The 16,624-nt window shown below is 35.4% G+C and carries 17 protein-coding genes, 1 pseudogene and 1 riboswitch; of the genes and pseudogenes, 4 read left to right on the top strand and 14 right to left on the bottom strand.

Going from position 1 to position 16,624, the window contains the following annotated elements:
* Positions 1–8: 8 nt before the first annotated feature.
* The 10 genes and pseudogenes from C1724_RS22575 to zupT all read right to left on the bottom strand — a co-directional run bounded on the left by C1724_RS22575 (position 9) and on the right by zupT (position 9,843).
* On the bottom strand, positions 9–1,484 hold the full coding sequence (locus C1724_RS22575) for an aldehyde dehydrogenase (RefSeq protein WP_102349000.1): 1,476 nt from the start codon (positions 1,482–1,484) through the stop codon (positions 9–11).
* Positions 1,485–1,911: 427 nt separating this feature from the next.
* Positions 1,912–2,847, bottom strand: a complete 936-nt coding sequence (locus C1724_RS22580; RefSeq protein WP_102349001.1) for an amidohydrolase family protein — start codon at positions 2,845–2,847, stop codon at positions 1,912–1,914.
* A 59-nt stretch (positions 2,848–2,906) separates the two neighbouring features.
* A complete protein-coding gene (locus tag C1724_RS22585; protein WP_102349002.1) occupies positions 2,907–3,683 on the bottom strand; it encodes an IclR family transcriptional regulator in 777 nt (258 codons plus the stop codon).
* A gap of 292 nt (positions 3,684–3,975) precedes the next feature.
* Complete coding sequence (locus C1724_RS22590; protein WP_180994417.1) at positions 3,976–6,216, bottom strand: YcdB/YcdC domain-containing protein; 2,241 nt, start codon at positions 6,214–6,216, stop codon at positions 3,976–3,978.
* A 121-nt stretch (positions 6,217–6,337) separates the two neighbouring features.
* Positions 6,338–7,141: a hydroxyethylthiazole kinase gene (thiM, locus tag C1724_RS22595; protein WP_102349004.1), complete on the bottom strand. Its 804-nt coding sequence runs from the start codon at positions 7,139–7,141 to the stop codon at positions 6,338–6,340.
* A gap of 31 nt (positions 7,142–7,172) precedes the next feature.
* Positions 7,173–7,685 (bottom strand): energy coupling factor transporter S component ThiW, encoded by a 513-nt coding sequence (gene thiW, locus C1724_RS22600; RefSeq protein ID WP_102349005.1) that lies wholly within the window; start codon positions 7,683–7,685, stop codon positions 7,173–7,175.
* 84 nt (positions 7,686–7,769) lie between these two features.
* Positions 7,770–7,881: riboswitch (TPP riboswitch) on the bottom strand.
* 194 nt (positions 7,882–8,075) lie between these two features.
* Positions 8,076–8,267, bottom strand: a complete 192-nt coding sequence (gene tatA, locus C1724_RS22605) for a twin-arginine translocase TatA/TatE family subunit (RefSeq protein ID WP_102349006.1) — start codon at positions 8,265–8,267, stop codon at positions 8,076–8,078.
* Between the two features lie 56 nt (positions 8,268–8,323).
* A pseudogene (locus C1724_RS22610) lies at positions 8,324–8,724 on the bottom strand (alkaline phosphatase PhoX); the annotation flags it as partial.
* Positions 8,717–8,836, bottom strand: a complete 120-nt coding sequence (locus tag C1724_RS25340) for a twin-arginine translocation signal domain-containing protein (protein WP_142386585.1) — start codon at positions 8,834–8,836, stop codon at positions 8,717–8,719. The gene C1724_RS25340 and the pseudogene C1724_RS22610, both read right to left, overlap by 8 nt.
* Before the next feature lie 200 nt (positions 8,837–9,036).
* Positions 9,037–9,843: a zinc transporter ZupT gene (zupT, locus tag C1724_RS22615; RefSeq protein WP_102349007.1), complete on the bottom strand. Its 807-nt coding sequence runs from the start codon at positions 9,841–9,843 to the stop codon at positions 9,037–9,039.
* Positions 9,844–10,094: 251 nt separating this feature from the next.
* On the opposite strand from zupT, the gene mntR reads away from it, so the two are divergent.
* Positions 10,095–10,514 carry a transcriptional regulator MntR gene (gene mntR, locus C1724_RS22620; RefSeq protein WP_102349008.1) on the top strand — a complete coding sequence of 140 codons (420 nt, stop codon included), beginning with the start codon at positions 10,095–10,097 and terminating at the stop codon, positions 10,512–10,514.
* Between the two features lie 195 nt (positions 10,515–10,709).
* The gene (locus tag C1724_RS22625) at positions 10,710–11,852 is read left to right on the top strand and encodes a CAP-associated domain-containing protein (RefSeq protein ID WP_102349009.1); all 1,143 of its coding nucleotides are present in this window, start codon (positions 10,710–10,712) and stop codon (positions 11,850–11,852) included.
* 145 nt (positions 11,853–11,997) lie between these two features.
* Here C1724_RS22625 and C1724_RS22630 read toward each other — a convergent pair whose 3' ends face one another.
* Together C1724_RS22630 and C1724_RS22635 are read right to left on the bottom strand one after the other, a co-directional pair.
* Positions 11,998–12,798 carry an HAD family hydrolase gene (locus tag C1724_RS22630; RefSeq protein ID WP_102349010.1) on the bottom strand — a complete coding sequence of 267 codons (801 nt, stop codon included), beginning with the start codon at positions 12,796–12,798 and terminating at the stop codon, positions 11,998–12,000.
* A 31-nt stretch (positions 12,799–12,829) separates the two neighbouring features.
* The gene (locus tag C1724_RS22635; RefSeq protein WP_102349011.1) at positions 12,830–13,387 is read right to left on the bottom strand and encodes a DUF2179 domain-containing protein; all 558 of its coding nucleotides are present in this window, start codon (positions 13,385–13,387) and stop codon (positions 12,830–12,832) included.
* Between the two features lie 208 nt (positions 13,388–13,595).
* Between C1724_RS22635 and C1724_RS22640 the strand changes: the two genes are divergently transcribed.
* A complete protein-coding gene (locus C1724_RS22640) occupies positions 13,596–13,955 on the top strand; it encodes a Lin0512 family protein (RefSeq protein ID WP_102349012.1) in 360 nt (119 codons plus the stop codon).
* A gap of 86 nt (positions 13,956–14,041) precedes the next feature.
* Here C1724_RS22640 and C1724_RS22645 read toward each other — a convergent pair whose 3' ends face one another.
* Positions 14,042–14,932, bottom strand: a complete 891-nt coding sequence (locus C1724_RS22645; RefSeq protein WP_102349013.1) for an NAD(P)-dependent oxidoreductase — start codon at positions 14,930–14,932, stop codon at positions 14,042–14,044.
* 23 nt (positions 14,933–14,955) lie between these two features.
* Positions 14,956–15,726 carry a hydroxypyruvate isomerase family protein gene (locus tag C1724_RS22650; protein ID WP_102349014.1) on the bottom strand — a complete coding sequence of 257 codons (771 nt, stop codon included), beginning with the start codon at positions 15,724–15,726 and terminating at the stop codon, positions 14,956–14,958.
* A 184-nt stretch (positions 15,727–15,910) separates the two neighbouring features.
* On the opposite strand from C1724_RS22650, the gene larC reads away from it, so the two are divergent.
* A complete protein-coding gene (gene larC / locus C1724_RS22655; protein WP_374703481.1) occupies positions 15,911–16,381 on the top strand; it encodes a nickel insertion protein in 471 nt (156 codons plus the stop codon).
* The last annotated feature ends 243 nt before the right edge of the window (positions 16,382–16,624 follow it).

The raw sequence follows: 16,624 nt of genomic DNA on the forward strand, positions 1-16,624 counted from the left end.
TCAACCTTTTAGTATTTGATCGTTACATTTGATAATTCTGAGTAGAAATCAATGCTGTGCATTCCACCTGTTCTACCAACACCGCTTTGTTTCATTCCACCAAATGGTGTACGCAAGTCACGTAAGAACCATGTATTAACCCAGATGATACCTGTTTCAAGGTTGCGAGCAACTCGATGTGCACGGCGAAGATCATTTGTCCATATTGTAGCAGCTAGTCCATAGTGAGTATCATTCGCTTGTGCAATAACTTCCTCTTCTATGTCAAATGGAATAACTGTTACAACCGGTCCAAAGATTTCTTCACTTACACAGCGTGAATTACGGTCTAAGCCAGTAATAATGGTGGGTTCCAGATAGTATCCTTTTTCTAAACCATGTGGACGTTTACCACCTGTATGAATCGTACCTCCATCTTGTTTAGCAAGTGCTATATAGCTAAGGACACGTTCATAATGTTCTTTACTTACGAGTGCTCCTATAGTTGTTTCAGGTGTTAACGGATCTCCAACTACTAACTCCCTTGTTCGAGCAACAAATTTCTCAAGGAATTCATCATATGCAACACGTTCAACGTATATTCTTGATCCGCATAAACAAACCTCACCTTGGTTAATAAAGCTTGATTGAATAGTAGTATCAATTACTTCATCTAAATTAGAGTCAGCAAATATAATATTTGGATTTTTCCCACCTAATTCAAATGAAAGCTTTTTTAAAGAATCTGCCGCTGCCTTCATAATTGCTGTTCCAGTCTTTGGCTCCCCAATAAACGAAATGGCGTCAATATCAGGATGTTCTGAAATTGCTCCACCTGCAGAGTTCGGGCCAAATCCATGTACTAAGTTAACAACACCGTTTGGTACTCCAGCTTCTTTAATAACTTCCATTAATAAGGTGGCAGTCATTGGTGTCCATTCTGCTGGTTTAATAACGCATGTGTTTCCCATTGCTAATGCAGGTGCTAATTTCCATGTAAGTAAAAGTAATGGAAGATTCCAAGGCTTGATAATACCTACAACCCCTACTGGACGACGAAGTGTATAATGTAATGCTTGATCGTCCTGCTCATTAGCATCTGTGTTAACACCAACTATGTAGTCAGCAAAGAAGTGGAAGTTATAAGCTGCTCTCGGTACATCAATGCTATTTGCTAACGAGAACGGTTTTCCAGTATCCAGAGCTTCTAAATATGCAAACTCATCTTGTCTTTCAATGATTAGATCTCCAATTCGACGAAGAATTCGTGAACGTTCTTGCACTGTTTTATTCTTCCAAGACCCATTTAATGCTCTACGTGCCGCCGCAACCGCAAGATCAACTTCTGCTTTTCCACCTTCAGCAACTAGTCCTAAAACTTCTTCAGTAGCTGGGTTTATATTTTTAAATGATTTTTTATTTAGTGACTCTAAAAATTGTCCGTTAATGAAATGTAAACAATCGATCGGCTTAACAGGTGCTTTAGTTTTTAATTCTTCAAGCATATTTTAAAGTCCTCCAATTGTGTTGTTTGATTTTTCATACTTTTATAATAAAATTAGAACGTTTCACATACAACCTCTCAGTTGTTCTATGTGCAACACATTTGTAATTTTCCAAAAAAAATTTTATTCCTTATGACAAAAGACCTTTACTATGGTTGTTTTACCTATTAACACCTTATAAAACAGTACAATATAGCGAGTTGTTTATTCGTATAGAACAACCATTAATTGGTAATTTTTTTATGTTAACAACAAGAAAGGTCATTATATGTAACTAAGTTCAATTTTATTGAAAGCGAAAACTCAACACAAAAGGATTAATTTAAAACCAATAATAAAGGGGTTTAACGGGATGAAAGTCATTTTAAAACCTCCCTTTAAATAGTTTTGAGTAAATTACAAGGAGGTTCTTAATAACTTTGGTCCGTTATTTCGATAACAATGACTGTACACCTTTTTCGTTACTTACCTGAGGTGGCCAAGTACAAAGATCAAATGGGAAATCTGATCCTGGCACCACGCGGTCTTCTCCTACAGTTTTAATTAAAAAATCTAGACTATCATTATTCCAAAGTACGCTATCAAACCAAAACTTCCTTAAATATTCAATTGGTGGTGCTTGTAGTAAAGTTGAAACATCTCCCCACATAGTGTAACCCTTATCAAGGCGTCCTATTTGATATGGTAGAAGACCACCACCGTGCGCAAGTAATAGTTTAATATTTGGATATTTATCTAAAAACCCACTTAATAGTAGGTCAGTAGCACATACTGTAGTTTCCCAAGGAACACCGATTAAATTTGGCATCTTTCCTGTTAATCTTGGATCTTCTGATAATAACGGATGTATGAATACAATTGCTTTTTGTTTGTCTGCTTCTTCAAAAAACGGTGCGAAGAACTCATCTGATAACATTTTATTTGGCAAACCAGGACCAATAATTACTCCTTTTAATCCATTATTCATCGCTTCACGCAATACATGTGCTGCGCTTTCAGGATTGTTTAATGGTACTGTTCCTAAAGCAGAAATTCTGTTATGTTCTGTTTTCGCCCAAATGGCTAACGATTGATTATAAACATTCGATAGTTCACTTGTAATATCATCTGAAAAGTCGTACATAAATAGCTGTGGAATCGGCGAAACGACTGAATGTGTAACCCCTACCTTTTCCTGTTCATTTAGGAATTGAGTTGGATTGATAAATGTTTGTTTTAATTCAAAGCCCCATTTACCATTCACAACTAGAAAATCTTCCTTCCCCTCTCCCTTATTTACCCATTTCGCATTTACTCTATCTTTGTTCTCTTGTAGCCAACCTTGTACATCTGGTGTGATAAAGTGTGTGTGAAAATCATACATACTTACATTCTCCTATCCTATTAATTTTGTTCCCCACATATAACATATATGGCGCTGACTTATTTCCAATACCCCATGTTGTCTGATATTTCCATACTAGCATTAATTATTTTTTTTGCTAATGGGCGAATTTGATGTTGGTCAATTCTCTGACTTGGGCCTACAACTGTTAACGCAGCTATTACATTCCCTGTATAATCAAAAATTGGGGCTGCCACTGAATTGACCCCCTCTAGAAGTTCCCCAAGACTGTACGAAAACCCTTGTTCCTTCACCTTTCTTAGATGTGCACGCAGTTGGTCTGGATCGGTTATAGTCGCTTTAGTAGAAGCCTTTAAACCGCTTTCAATTACTTTATCAACGAAATCATCACTTGAGTGCGCTAAAAGCACTTTTCCAGAACTTGTACAATATGACGGGTTTGTTTTGCCAACATGCGTTAAATACCTTATAGGATGATTACAATCTACTTTTTGAAGGTATATAACATTAAAGCCGTCCAACATAGATATATGTGCAGTTTCACCTATGTCATCAACAAGTTTCTTCAGAATAGGTAGCGACTCACGGTATATTTCCATCGTACTATTGACTACACCGCTCAACGTAAGCACTGACAATCCCAGTCGGTATTTTTTTGTATCCGGGTCTTGGCTAACAAATCCTTCACTAGCAAGTGTTGCTAATGTCCGACTGACAGTGCTTTTATGAAGACCTAGTGTTGCAGCGAGATCGCTGATTTTCTTCTCTGGTTCATCCATGGAAAAGCATTTAAGTAAGCGTAGTGCATTCTTTACTGAGGAAAGCAAATACTCCTCTTTCTTATTTGTTGCCATAAAAATATCCTTCCTTTAAACAAAGTAAATTGTTGCGTATAAAGAAACCGTAACTCTCTATAGCCATACTATATCAAATAATTTCAAAAAAGGTAACATTTTTCTCTGAATATTTTATATTTTTTTAAAAAATTAGAAAATTTGTAAGCATTTGTCGAAGCTTGTATATTTAAAGAGGATTTCGAAGGTATAGAAGGGACTTTTAAATCCGAGGTCGTTTCCACCCACTACCTTTCCAAAGTTAGGTAGCGGGTGTTATTAATATAGAAGGAAATTGCTATAATATCAATTTTTATCTTAGTTGAATGTTCATTTCTGAGGCAATTTTCGCAAGTCGAACATTAGAGACAGCCAATTCAGCTAAGGTAACTTCTGATTTTGGATTAAACTCATTATTTACATCTTTAGCTAAAATACCCAGCGCATTAGTTATCGCAATATGTCCACGATATTTTCCATTCATTTCTTCTGCATCAACAAAGTCGAGCTTATAGATCTCAGGATGCTCAGCTATAAGCTGAAGGCCCATTGCACGAGCAAACCAAAACGCTAGCTCTTCTCTAGTAAGCTTCTCATCGACATTAAAGGTATTTGCTGTTGTGTCAATTATATCTTGTTGCGCAGATCGCTCAATGATTTCGTATAGCGGATGGTCTTCTTTAATGTTCTTAAAGGTTGTTTGACGTTGTGCGTCGATTGGCTCTGGGTAGTTGTAAAACCTTGCCAACGATTTGTATATGATATTCAGAGCTTCCCCCTTTGTAACAGCACGATCAGGATTAAAGGATGATGGGTCATCAACTTGGATAATATTAGCTGAAATCATAAAATTCAATTCTTCAGCTGCCCATGGATGACTAATTTCATCCACATTCGGTTGCTCTCCAACATAGGAATATTTCTTCCATGTTCCACTAATCGCATCAAAATAAGAGTGATTCTTATTTGTTGTAATACTATAAAATAATTGATAAAGTTTCTGATTATTATCATGATTCACATATTGAAGCTTTACATCTATCTTTTCCTTAATAGCAGCTAAGGCCTTCTTCATATCAACCGCTCGATTAACATCAGGCCATTTCTCAACATTCGTGGAGTTAACATTTAGAGAGAAAAGCTCTCCATCTTCTCCTGATACGCTAACACTGATGCCATTACCATTTACAATGATCCCATTAATAACTCGAGGAAAGTGAAAATAATATTCATTGCTATGTTTTTGATAATGATTTGCAGCTAATTCGGTTGGATAAGCATATTCATCCAAATTAGAATATGCATATTGATTAATATACTCAACAGCTTTCTTTAGAGCGTCTTCTTCTGAAAGGTTTGGTTTTATATCTTTTTCAGCTTGTAGTTCATAATAACGATCTCTCGCAATATTATGAAAGTTCAAGATTTCTCCTGTCTCTTTATTAATTTCAAAAGAAGAACCACTTCCTGACGATCCTGTTTGATACATATATTGAACGCTATACATTTTTATACCTTCACGTTCGATTTCGTTTATTCCCTCTATTACTAATTTCACATTATCTTCTTTTGGTTTTAGAATATCTTCCGCCATTTTTTTTGCTTGCTCTTTTGTAAGAGGGCTTGAGACCTTTGGGCTAGACTTCTCTGCAAGTAAAGTAGTATTGCTTTCTTTTGGCTTTTCACTTACAAAAGCATCTCCAACTTTCAACTTTCCAGTTTTGGCATCAACACCTGAAATAGTAGGTACTGGTACATACATCAGTTCAACATTTGTTTGATCTGTTTGATAGTTATGATCAACCATGTACCTTAATTGAACTGCCAGTTGGTCCTTCACCTTTTTCAATGCCTCTTCTTTGGTAAGCAACGGTTTGCCTGAGTCATAGGTTGTCTTGTCTACAAATCGATTTTGATAAAATTGGGTTACTTCTCCATTACCTAGTACAGTAATAGTAACATTTTGGTCTTGAACAGGGATTCCATTTTCAAGTTTTTCAAATGTAAATGAATATTCAACAGGCTCTGTTAAAGGGCGATTCATCGATGAATAATAAAGTAAATCATTTTCAGTTAATCGATATTGATTCAAATTCATTTTCTTCAAAAAATCATTCGCTATCATTTCAGCTTGTTTTTTTGTAACCTTCGGGGGATATAACGCATCCGTTGTATCAACTGGACTAAAATGATAGGATACTAATGTCAAATCTTTTCCTGCAAATTCAACATTCCCACTAATATGTTCTCCGTTTTTAACTTCTTTAAAAAAGTGTAGACCATACCTTTCAGTTCCCTCACCTAAGGGGTATGTATTGAAATTGGCATGAAATTCCTGGTCAGTGAACCCTTCGAATTTTTCAGGAAACAAACTACGTGCTCTTTCTATTAATTTCTCCTTTTCAACATTTACAACACTACCCCCAGCCTTCACCTCTTGTGCAACTTGTTCTGTCTTTACTGCACTTGCCGCTAAAACATTACTTGCAGGTATAATTCCTGATAATGCAATTGCAGAAGAAAGTGTAACGACACCCATTTTTTTAATAAACACCATTCAGCCTCCTTTTAAATTAATAACATATCATGTAATAGACGAAATAAATTGGGAAAAGTTTCACTATTCGGTAATTTTTTCTAGGTGCCGTTTTTTAGTTAGATTGTAAATATTTCTTTTAAAGAGTATAGCAGACTGTTTCAGCCCAACTACTCCCATCAATAGTTGAAATTTCATCTAATAATTTAATTTTAAATGTCCCCAGACCACTAACAGAACAGTTTCTCATAACATTTTCACCGCAAATGCCCATAGTTGAAATTCCTGCAATGGCAGCAGAATAATAATCAGTAGTAACACCCGAAAACGCAGCTATTAAAGAGGTACTTGAACAGCCAGTACCGGTAACTTTTGGCAACCACTCATGACCATTATGAATAAAACAAATATTATTTCCATTGGTAACCACGTCTTTTTTCCCACTAATCACAACAACGCTATTATATGTAGTGCAAGCTTTTAACGCCGTAGATTGTATTTCAGAAGTTACATCTCCGGTATCAACACCTCTTGTCATACCTTCAAAACCTAATAAACTAGCAATTTCACTATGATTTCCGCGAATAATCGATATATTAATCTGACTCATTAGCTCGTGCGCTCGTTTCGTTCGGTAACTTGTCCCACCTACTCCTACAGGATCAAAAATAACCGGGATGCCATTTTCATTTGCTTTTTTTCCTGCCTTAAGCATTGATTTAAAAATTCCATCATTCAGCATTCCAAAGTTGAGCAGCAGGGCGCTTGCGTGTCCTACCATTTCCTCAACTTCTTCATGGAAATCAGCCATAACCGGTGATGCTCCTATTGCTAATGTAACATTCGCGCAGTCGTTAATAGTAACTTTATTAGTTATATGATGTATAAGTGGTTTCTTAGTTCTAACTTGGTCAAACAAAATTTTTATTTTAGTTATATCCACTGTGTTCCCTTCTTCCCAGTTTATAAAACTTTTATTTATATAATCCTGTACTTGTTAATTCACGTCTAATCCCTTCATTTTTCATCACAATCTTTAATGTAATATAACCAATTATTGCTCCAGCTATAGAGCTTACAATAAATGATGGTATAAACCCAAACAACGTAGCCTCACTGCCTAAAAACAATGTTGCAATTGGATATGCCACTAAAGCACCAAGTATACCGGTACCGAAAACCTCGCCTATTGCTGCAAAGATTGTTCTCTTTGTTTTCATAAAAAAATAACTAGCTACCAACGCTCCGAACATACTTCCGGGAAATGCAAATATAGACCCTGTTCCCATCATATTTCGTATGAGTGAAACCGAAAAAGCCTGTAAAACAGCATAGTAGGGTCCTAGTATTACGGCGGATAATACATTAATAAAGTGCTGCATCGGAAATACTTTAGTAAATCCAATTGGTATGTAAAATAAATTACTTGTTAACGTACCAATTGCTACTAGCATTGCTGTAATTGTTAATTTTTTTGTTGCACGCATGTTAATCTCCTCCAATTATGTGCACCGGGATGGGTAGATATAAATAAAAAACGCAGCATTCCAGTCTAGGAATCTGCGGTTTCTGTTAAAGTCCACACACTTTCCTACGCTGGTACTAACCAGATCAGGTAAAAGGGTCAAAGACTAACAGGTCTTACTCTCAGCTGGCCTTTTTCCAGCTCCCCCAGTGCTTACATATAATTATTTAATAGATTCAATATAACATACATCTAATTGTTTGCAAATTAACTATTCGAAGGAGCTGTACCGTTGTGAAATTTGCCCATAATGGCTAATGACGATGTTCTATTCTTATATTTTAATCCATTAACAAAGTTAAACTTCCAAAAAGTATAAAAAATAGGGCCTAATGTAAGCCCTATTACATCATTAATACTTATTTTTGTTTGGATCTTCGATTGGTTTTGGTTCGTCTGAAACTAAATCTTTCGTTGAATTCTTAAATTCCTTTAATGTGGTACCAAATGCCCTACCAACCTCAGGCAACTTCGATGGCCCAAAAATGATAAGAGCCAATATCAAGATTAATATTAAACCAGGTATCCCGATATTTGATAACATCATTTCAACTCCTTTGTCTCGCAAATATAGTCCTATCGGTTTTTGCACATATTTTATTAAAACCCTCTGATAGCTACTACTGCTGGCCTAGGCATAGTATCACCTTTTCGATGCGGCCACATACTTGTAGGGTTGTTTATATCTTCAGTTTCTATACCGGGATGTTGAATAGCTAAGAAAAGCGTTTCTTCGTCTGGTGTAAAACAAGGACCCGTTAATTCTGCCTCAACAGGTGCTGATGCAAATTGGTACACTATGCCACGGTCTTCGCCCGCTGTCGGAATAACAAAAATACCGTTATTTTTAAAGCGCTCAAATACGCCTTTATTTAAAGAACTACTAGATATATCTGTAACAGTCCACAGGTTTCCTTCGTTATCAAACGTTAAATTGAATTGTCAGGCGCGCTAAATCCATTAGCCTGTCCACCTGCTGCGAAAATTTCGAAATCAAACTGTGAATCTGTTGTTTTGCACCAGCACGATTTGCAAATGACCTAGTCCAGATGATGCGATTGTTAACGAAACTGCACCTGTTCCAACATAAGTTAAAAATTTTCTACGATCCATTTTCTTCACTCCAAGTATTATTTTTATTAATTCGACTAAGTAACCAACAATACTAATCTATAGATAAATTGTTTAGGAGGTTTAATTTCATGTTTATTAAGTCTAACTGTTTGGTAAATAAAAAAACAACAAAGCCAAAAGACCTTGTTGTTAATAACGTAATTTTTTAGCGGTGGGGCTACGTACTAAAAGGTTATTATTTAAATAAATAACAATAAGCTTAGTGCCATTATAGCCATACCTCCGATTAAACCATAAATGGACATATGTGCTTCGTCATATTTCTTTGCTGCAGGCAATAATTCATCTAAAGAGATAAAAACCATTATTCCAGCAACACCAGCGAATATGACACCAAACATTACATCATTTAAAAACGGTAGTAAAATCAGGAAAGCTACAATTGCTCCAATCGGCTCCGATAATCCAGACAAAAACGAAAGTTTGAATGCTTTCTTTTTATCTCCCGTGGCAAAATATATAGGAACCGATACAGCCACACCTTCAGGAATATTATGAATTGCAATTGCAATGGCGATAGCTATACCTAATGACGGATCCTGCAAAGCTGATGTAAAAGTTGCAATCCCTTCTGGGAAATTGTGAATACCTATTGCTAATGCCGTGAAAGTTCCCATTTTTAATAACTGTGGATCATTTACAGCATCAGTCTTTTTCATATCTTCTACTTTCTTTAATTCATGTGGGTTGCTTTGTTTCGGTATAAACTTATCAATTAACGCAATTAAAATCATACCGCCAAAAAAGCCAACGACTGTCATCCAATGTCCCAAGCCCTGACCGAGCGCGGTAACAAGCGCAGTCTGTGCTTTTACAAAAATTTCAATCATCGATACATAAATCATTACCCCTGCTGAAAACCCAAGTGCCAATGATAAAAATTTAGTATTTGTGGTAGAAGTGAAGAATGCAAGCAAACTACCTATCCCTGTTGCAAGTCCCGCCATTAAAGTTAATCCAAAAGCAAGTAACAGATTTTCTGTCATATTTTATTTCCCCTTTATTAAAATTAAAATTTTTTTATTTGTTTTCCTTCCACACAAAAGTTTCCTTAAGGAAACTTTATCACAAAAAAATAGATTAATAAATAATATGCGCAATTTATAAGATTGTTCTAATATTTTTTGTTTTTATTTAAAATGAAAATAGCTAAAGTAGTCCTTTATTGTAGCTCTAATGCATTTAATCTATAATATATATATAATTGTGTTCGCACAAAGTCTAAGGAGTTAACAATATGAAAACAACACCAAGCATGGAAGACTATATAGAACAAATTTATTTGCTTATCAAAAATAAAGGCTATGCACGTGTTTCTGAAATAGCCGAGAATCTAGCTGTTCAACCATCCTCGGTCACGAAAATGGTCCAGAAGTTAGGTGAAGATAACTATTTAATTTACGAAAAATATAGAGGCTTAAGTTTAACCGAAAAAGGTAAACAGCTTGGACACCGACTTGTATATCGACACGACTTATTGGAAGAATTTTTAGAAATGATTGGAGTAGATAAAGATAAAATATACAACGATGTTGAAGGAATCGAACATCATTTAAGCTGGGATGCTATAGATAGAATTGGAGACTTAATTTATTTCTTTAAAGAGGATAGCCAACGACTCCATGAACTTCGGCAAATAAATAAAAAAAGATCTTAGTATTTAAAATTTAAACATATTATAGGAGTGTGGCACAACAACATTATGCTCCTATTTCTTCTTTTTTGACCTCTAATTCCCTTTCATATTACGTAAGAACATTTTCAACCTTAACACACTTCTATCAACTTTCACTTAAAGATTATAAAACCATTAAAAAGTGGCTAGAATGTTTATATTAGAGGAGGTGAAAAAGTGAGACGATTATTCATTTTTATTTCATTTTTATTATTTCTAGCTTCTCTTTCCTCATTTTCTGCAAAATATTTGAAGGAGTTAGATGTGTTAGCACCATTAGAGACTATTAAGTCGGATATCGCTACAATAAAAGAAAGTTCAACTTTGACTGCAATTATCCATCAATTAGTACAGGAAGCAAATGAGTATTTAATTGTTTTAGAGGATACGGTTGATAACCTTTTATTACTAGACAAACCTAACCAATCATCCCATGTTGAAAAACCTCAGCTTATGACCCCAAGCGAACAAGTTTTCTCTGTAAATAATATCGAACTTGGAAATTATAAAACTGATGTTGAGCAAATAATGGGTTCTGCCAAGCGCATTTCGTCCAATGAGTATGGAACAGAATGGCATACTTATCATAAAGATTATCACCTTTTTAGTATGATAGCTTACGATAACAATGATCAAGTTGTTGGATTGTATACGAATCAAGATTTGATAGCATCAACAATCGGAATCAAGTTTGGCAGCCCAAAAGAAACGGTTAGAAAACAATTGGGTGAGCCCTTAACTGAAATACGAAAAGGTATGGTTTTTTACAGATTTGAAGCTAATGCCGATTTCGATATGTATTTATTAGATGATCAATATATAACGGTCTTTTACGATAAACATCAAGGAAACATTGTTACTTCAATCCAAATTATTGATCGTAGCTTGGAACGAGGTAAATCTACCTTCTATACAGAATCTAGTCAACACCTCATCGAAGGTTTTGAATATCAGTTATTCGATCTTGTAAATGCTACAAGAGTAAACCATGGGTTACAAACTTTAACATGGGATGAACACATAAAGGAAACAGCTCGAAAACACAGTGAAGATATGGCTATAAATCAATATTTTAATCATACTAACCTAGAGGGAGAATCTCCGTTTGATCGCATGCTTGAAGATGGTATAGTATATTCTGTGGCTGGAGAAAACCTTGCATCCGGCCAACAAAGCAGTATCTTTGCACACGAAGGCCTTATGAACTCATTAGGACATCGGGAGAATATTTTGCATGAAGATTTTAGTTTCCTAGGAGTGGGCGTTGCCTTTAACTCCGAACAACAGCCTTTCTTTACGCAAAACTTTTATAGAAAATAGCTTAATTAATGCAGCATATATACTCTTGGTGAATAAAATGGAGACCATAAGCAATATTTGGTCTCCTTTCTAATAAAACCGACAGAAAAAAAGCCTTTACAGTCACCATTTAATTACTCCCGTAATGACCATAAAAGCCAGAACTTTATAAAAGCTTTAATAAATGCTTAATCGCATATGATACACCACTATCATCATTACTTTTTGTTACGAATGTTGCTTGTTTTTTAATATCCTCTGGAGCATTTTCCATGGCCACCGATGCAGTCGCTACTTCAAATTGGGAAAGATCATTACCACCATCACCAAAAGCATAAAGTTCATCAAATTCCACATTTTTGATTTGCTCATAGCGTTTAATCGCTTTTCCTTTTTGAGCATCTTTTGTCGTAATCTCAAGATTGTTAGGAAATGAAGATGAATAGGAAATAGATGGTATATGCTGAATTTTATTCTTCACAATATCAATTTTATTAAGCGAATTTTCATCAACCCATGCTACCATTTTATAAATTCGGATGTTCTTCATTTCAGGTATTTTTTCATAATCATAGTGTTGGAACATTTGTAGAATTTCTTCATTAGTTTTTCCTCTTAATTGCGGGAGTGTTGCTGGCATTCCGCCTTGATTTGTATATACCAGAATCCCCACACCAAGCTTTTTTAGCATTGGTAAGAACTCATGAAACAACTCAAAACTCAATGATGTTTCATATAGTAATTCACCGGTTTCTGAAAACATAATTGACCCATTCAAACAAAAAATTGGGCAGTTTATCCTTTGAACAGCTTGAATTTTTATGACGTCTTTATATGCTCTTCCAGTGTTAATAATTACTTCGATTCCTTTTTCCTTCATCTGTTGGATAACTTTTTGATCTTCTATTGAAATTTGATGATTAGAATCAAGCAAGGTACCGTCTAGATCTAACGATACACACTTCATCATTATCCCACCTTGTTATTACAATTTTAGTTCATACGGCTTCTTTATTCCGTTTCTTTTTCAAAAACAGCTCTCTTCGCTTTTTCATCGCTTTAGTAATATATCCCCCTTTGAAATTTCTAGGTTCATACGAAGCGACAAATGCAGTTGGTTCATATTTCGTTATTTCTTCATAAAATTCCTTTTCTCGATCTCGACGTGCCGTACAGTCTAATCTGTAGCGCAATGAGTTCATGCCTTCCACTTCACTTGTCGACACGCTGAAGCCAATTTCTCTTAAGCGGTTGATTAACATATTATTTTTTCCAGGAATATTAGCCTCAATCGTCACATACCCAATCGCCAGCTTTTCTTCTACTAACCCACCAATGTAAACTCCTATTCCAAAACCTAACGCATAGGCAATCATATTCATATAATTAGATAAATCACTAAAAACTAATCCTAATGCACCTACATATATAATACCTTCAAGCATCCCCATAGCTGCAGCTTGTTTTTTCATTCCTTTTACAGCAAGAATCGTACGTAATGTTAAAATGGGGACATACAATAACTGTACTATAAAGATAATTAACGCACTTATCATAAATTAACACCCCTTTTCTCTTCATACTCTGACAAGTGTAACAGAAAAGCAGGAAGTATATAACCATAATTCTAAAACAAATTTATCCATTAAGTACCTGCTTGGCATTCAATCAAATTTAATTTTCACTAGTAAATGCTTTTATTTCTTAGAAAAATACTTATATAATGATCCTATGAGTAACTTGTAAGAGAGGAATGAATAACCAATGGAAAAAATTATGTTTATTGAAACTGGCATGGGTATTGATGTACATGGTCAAGATATTACTCGTGCGTCTATTCGTGCAATTCAAAACGCAATACACTTTAATTCAATGCCGGGGATTAGGTCTGTATTACCGGGAAACAGTCTAGATAATATGCGTGTTAATGTAAAGCTTGCTATACCAACAGATAAAGATAATCTTGATGTTGATGCAGTAAAAGCAACTCTACCGTTTGGACAAATAACAGTCGAAGTTATGGATGGTGGAATGAGTACAACAAGTGGCATTGTATTGGAAGAAAAAGGAGATAAAAACGACCAAATGTACATCGTTGTTGCAGCGGTTGAAGTTGGTTATTAAAAACCGATGATACATACATCAGTAATAAAACACTCACAATCCTTTGCTTAAGATTGTGAGTGTTTCTGATTGTGAAACTACTAATCCTATTTACCTTTAACTACAACATTACATTTCTTTTCTAGTGTCTGTATGACCGCGGACATATCGAGTTCAGCTAAACCTTGCTCCATTGCTTCATTAAAAGCTTTCTCCGCCAAAGTACCCGTAAATTGGTGTAGACCGGATTCTTCAACTAATTTATTTGCTAATCGAACATCCTTATGAATATATTTAACTGCTCCTCCCGGTTCAAATTGCCGGTTAAGGACAAATGACTCCATATGTCGGCGCAACATCTTGCTATCTCCATAACTTACCTTAAGGATATTATAAAGTTGGCCAGAATCTAAACCAAGGGCAGCCCCTGTAACCATCGCTTCTGAAGCAGCCAATGAGTTTACAGCCACGAGATATTGATTAATTAGTTTGGCAATGCTACCTGAACCACTAGACCCTAAATGCTGAATCATTTCCCCAAGATAATTCAACAGAGGCAACACCTTTTCATATGGTACTGAATCACCACCGACCATAATTGTCAAACTTCCTAATTCTGCTCCTTCTGGTCCGCCGCTAACTGGCGCGTCTAAAAAGTTAATTCCCTTTTCAATCGCCTTATTATATATCATTTGGCTCGTATCTGCTCCTACAGTCGTAAAATCGATACAAATTGTACCTTCCTTAGCATTTTTAATCACACCATTTGAAGCAAGGTATACATCGAGTGAATCATTCGGCATTGACAGGCATGTACATATCACGTCAACTCCAGTCACAAGTGATTCAATTTCTTTTGCATCATGTGCACCTAACTCAACGAGCGGTGCCACTTTTTCTGGTGAACGATTATAGACCGAGACATCGTAACCTGCTGCTAATAATCGCTTGACCATTCTCGATCCCATCACACCTACCCCTATAAAACCAACCTTCATATTTATCCGCCTCCTAATTATCTTTAAAAGGTAAGCCAATCAAAGCTTTCATCACTTTTACCATTCGGAAAATACTCTAAACCAATTACCCCTTTATAGCCAATCTTTTCGATAGTTTCAAAAATTTGCTTGTAGTCCATCTCTCCTGTTCCAGGTTGATGTCTACCTGGCCAGTCTGCAATTTGAATATGGCTAACTCTATCCAAATATCGTTTGAAGTATGAAAGTACATTGCCATGTATGCGTTGGATATGGTAGAAGTCAAACTGAAGTTTAACGTTTGGTAAGCCTATCTCGTATATGATTGCAACAGCTTCGTCAACATCTGCCAAAAAATAACCAGGCATATCTCCTGAATTAATTGGTTCAATCACAACCGTTATATGATATTTAGCTAATTCTTTAGCAGCAAACCTAATATTTTCGATAAACGTATCTCTAGCAAACTCACGATCCAAATTCTCGGAAAGAACACCGGCCATACAATGAATTTTACTTGTACCGAAACAAGTTGCATACTGAATTCCTAGCTCAACAGACTGTTTAAATTCAGCAACACGATCTGGGAATATCGCGATCCCTCTTTCACCTTTATCCCAATCACCCGGTGGTAAATTTATTAATTCCAATGTAAGATCATATACGGATAGCTCGTGCTGTATACTTTCAACTGGATATTCATATGGAAATTGACATTCAATTGAAGAAAATCCCGCTTGTTGAGCTTTTTTGAATCGAGCCAAAAAAGGGTATTCCTGATATATAGTGGATATATTAACCGCAAGTGCTTGCATCCAATCCCTCCAATCACTGAATGTTATTTATCAAAATTTCGACAAATTTACTAATAAATCCTCCTTTAACTAAAAAATGAACATTAGTAGGTTCGTGCACAGCTTAATAAGAACTTTTATTACTGTTGCCTTTCTAGTACAATAAGTGAAGCACAATTTATTAAACGTGAAAAAGGTGACATATTTGAAAAAAAAGGAACAGAATCTAACAGAACATCTGGACAGTTCAATGTTTAAAGTGGAAGTGAATTTAGATGATATTTCAGGTGAATGGTTAGGCTATGTATTGGATTTATTATTAGAAAATGGTGCTAAAGATGTATACTATATTCCGATATACATGAAAAAAAATCGCCCTGGTGTCATGTTACAATTATTATGTAACGAGCAGCAATTACCCCTCTTAAAAGAAATTTTATTTACCCAAACCACAACCTTAGGTGTACGTTACTATCCATTAACTGTTCATAGGCTTGAACGACAATTTTCAAAGGTGGAAAGTCCATGGGGAGACATTACGATTAAAACTGGGGTTCACGAAGGAGCAGTTGTACAAACATCACCTGAATTTGATGATTGTAAAAAAATTGCAGACCAGTTTAATATTCCAATCAAACAGGTCTACCAATATGTTTGGTCTAAACTAGAGAATTGACATTAATTATTGTAGCAATTAAGGGCTCTGCGCTCTTTAATTAAAGGATCATTTGGACGATCTTACAAATAATAAACATATAAAAAAACATTACATAAAAACGCCAACATAAATAGTAACGGGTTTACTTGTGAGGTGCAAAACGGTAAATCGCAGACCGAATCAAATAGCTAATCACATAAACTTCACAGTAAAAAGGCTTAGAGATGCAATATCTCTAAGCCCTTTTTACTTTTCATTTTT

Origin of the sequence: Bacillus sp. Marseille-P3661 (assembly GCF_900240995.1) — a bacterium.
Taxonomy (GTDB): domain Bacteria; phylum Bacillota; class Bacilli; order Bacillales; family Bacillaceae_J; genus OESV01.

Coding starts and splice junctions, on each gene's coding strand:
- C1724_RS22650 (WP_102349014.1), bottom strand. CDS start 15,726: ATGCAAGCACTTGCGGTTAATATATCCACTATATATCAGGAATACCCT.
- C1724_RS22575 (WP_102349000.1), bottom strand. CDS start 1,484: ATGCTTGAAGAATTAAAAACTAAAGCACCTGTTAAGCCGATCGATTGT.
- zupT (WP_102349007.1), bottom strand. CDS start 9,843: ATGACAGAAAATCTGTTACTTGCTTTTGGATTAACTTTAATGGCGGGA.
- thiW (WP_102349005.1), bottom strand. CDS start 7,685: ATGCGTGCAACAAAAAAATTAACAATTACAGCAATGCTAGTAGCAATT.
- C1724_RS22585 (WP_102349002.1), bottom strand. CDS start 3,683: ATGGCAACAAATAAGAAAGAGGAGTATTTGCTTTCCTCAGTAAAGAAT.
- C1724_RS25340 (WP_142386585.1), bottom strand. CDS start 8,836: ATGGATCGTAGAAAATTTTTAACTTATGTTGGAACAGGTGCAGTTTCG.
- tatA (WP_102349006.1), bottom strand. CDS start 8,267: ATGTTATCAAATATCGGGATACCTGGTTTAATATTAATCTTGATATTG.
- C1724_RS22580 (WP_102349001.1), bottom strand. CDS start 2,847: ATGTATGATTTTCACACACACTTTATCACACCAGATGTACAAGGTTGG.
- C1724_RS22630 (WP_102349010.1), bottom strand. CDS start 12,798: ATGAAGTGTGTATCGTTAGATCTAGACGGTACCTTGCTTGATTCTAAT.
- C1724_RS22640 (WP_102349012.1), top strand. CDS start 13,596: ATGGAAAAAATTATGTTTATTGAAACTGGCATGGGTATTGATGTACAT.
- C1724_RS22635 (WP_102349011.1), bottom strand. CDS start 13,387: ATGATAAGTGCGTTAATTATCTTTATAGTACAGTTATTGTATGTCCCC.
- C1724_RS22645 (WP_102349013.1), bottom strand. CDS start 14,932: ATGAAGGTTGGTTTTATAGGGGTAGGTGTGATGGGATCGAGAATGGTC.
- mntR (WP_102349008.1), top strand. CDS start 10,095: ATGAAAACAACACCAAGCATGGAAGACTATATAGAACAAATTTATTTG.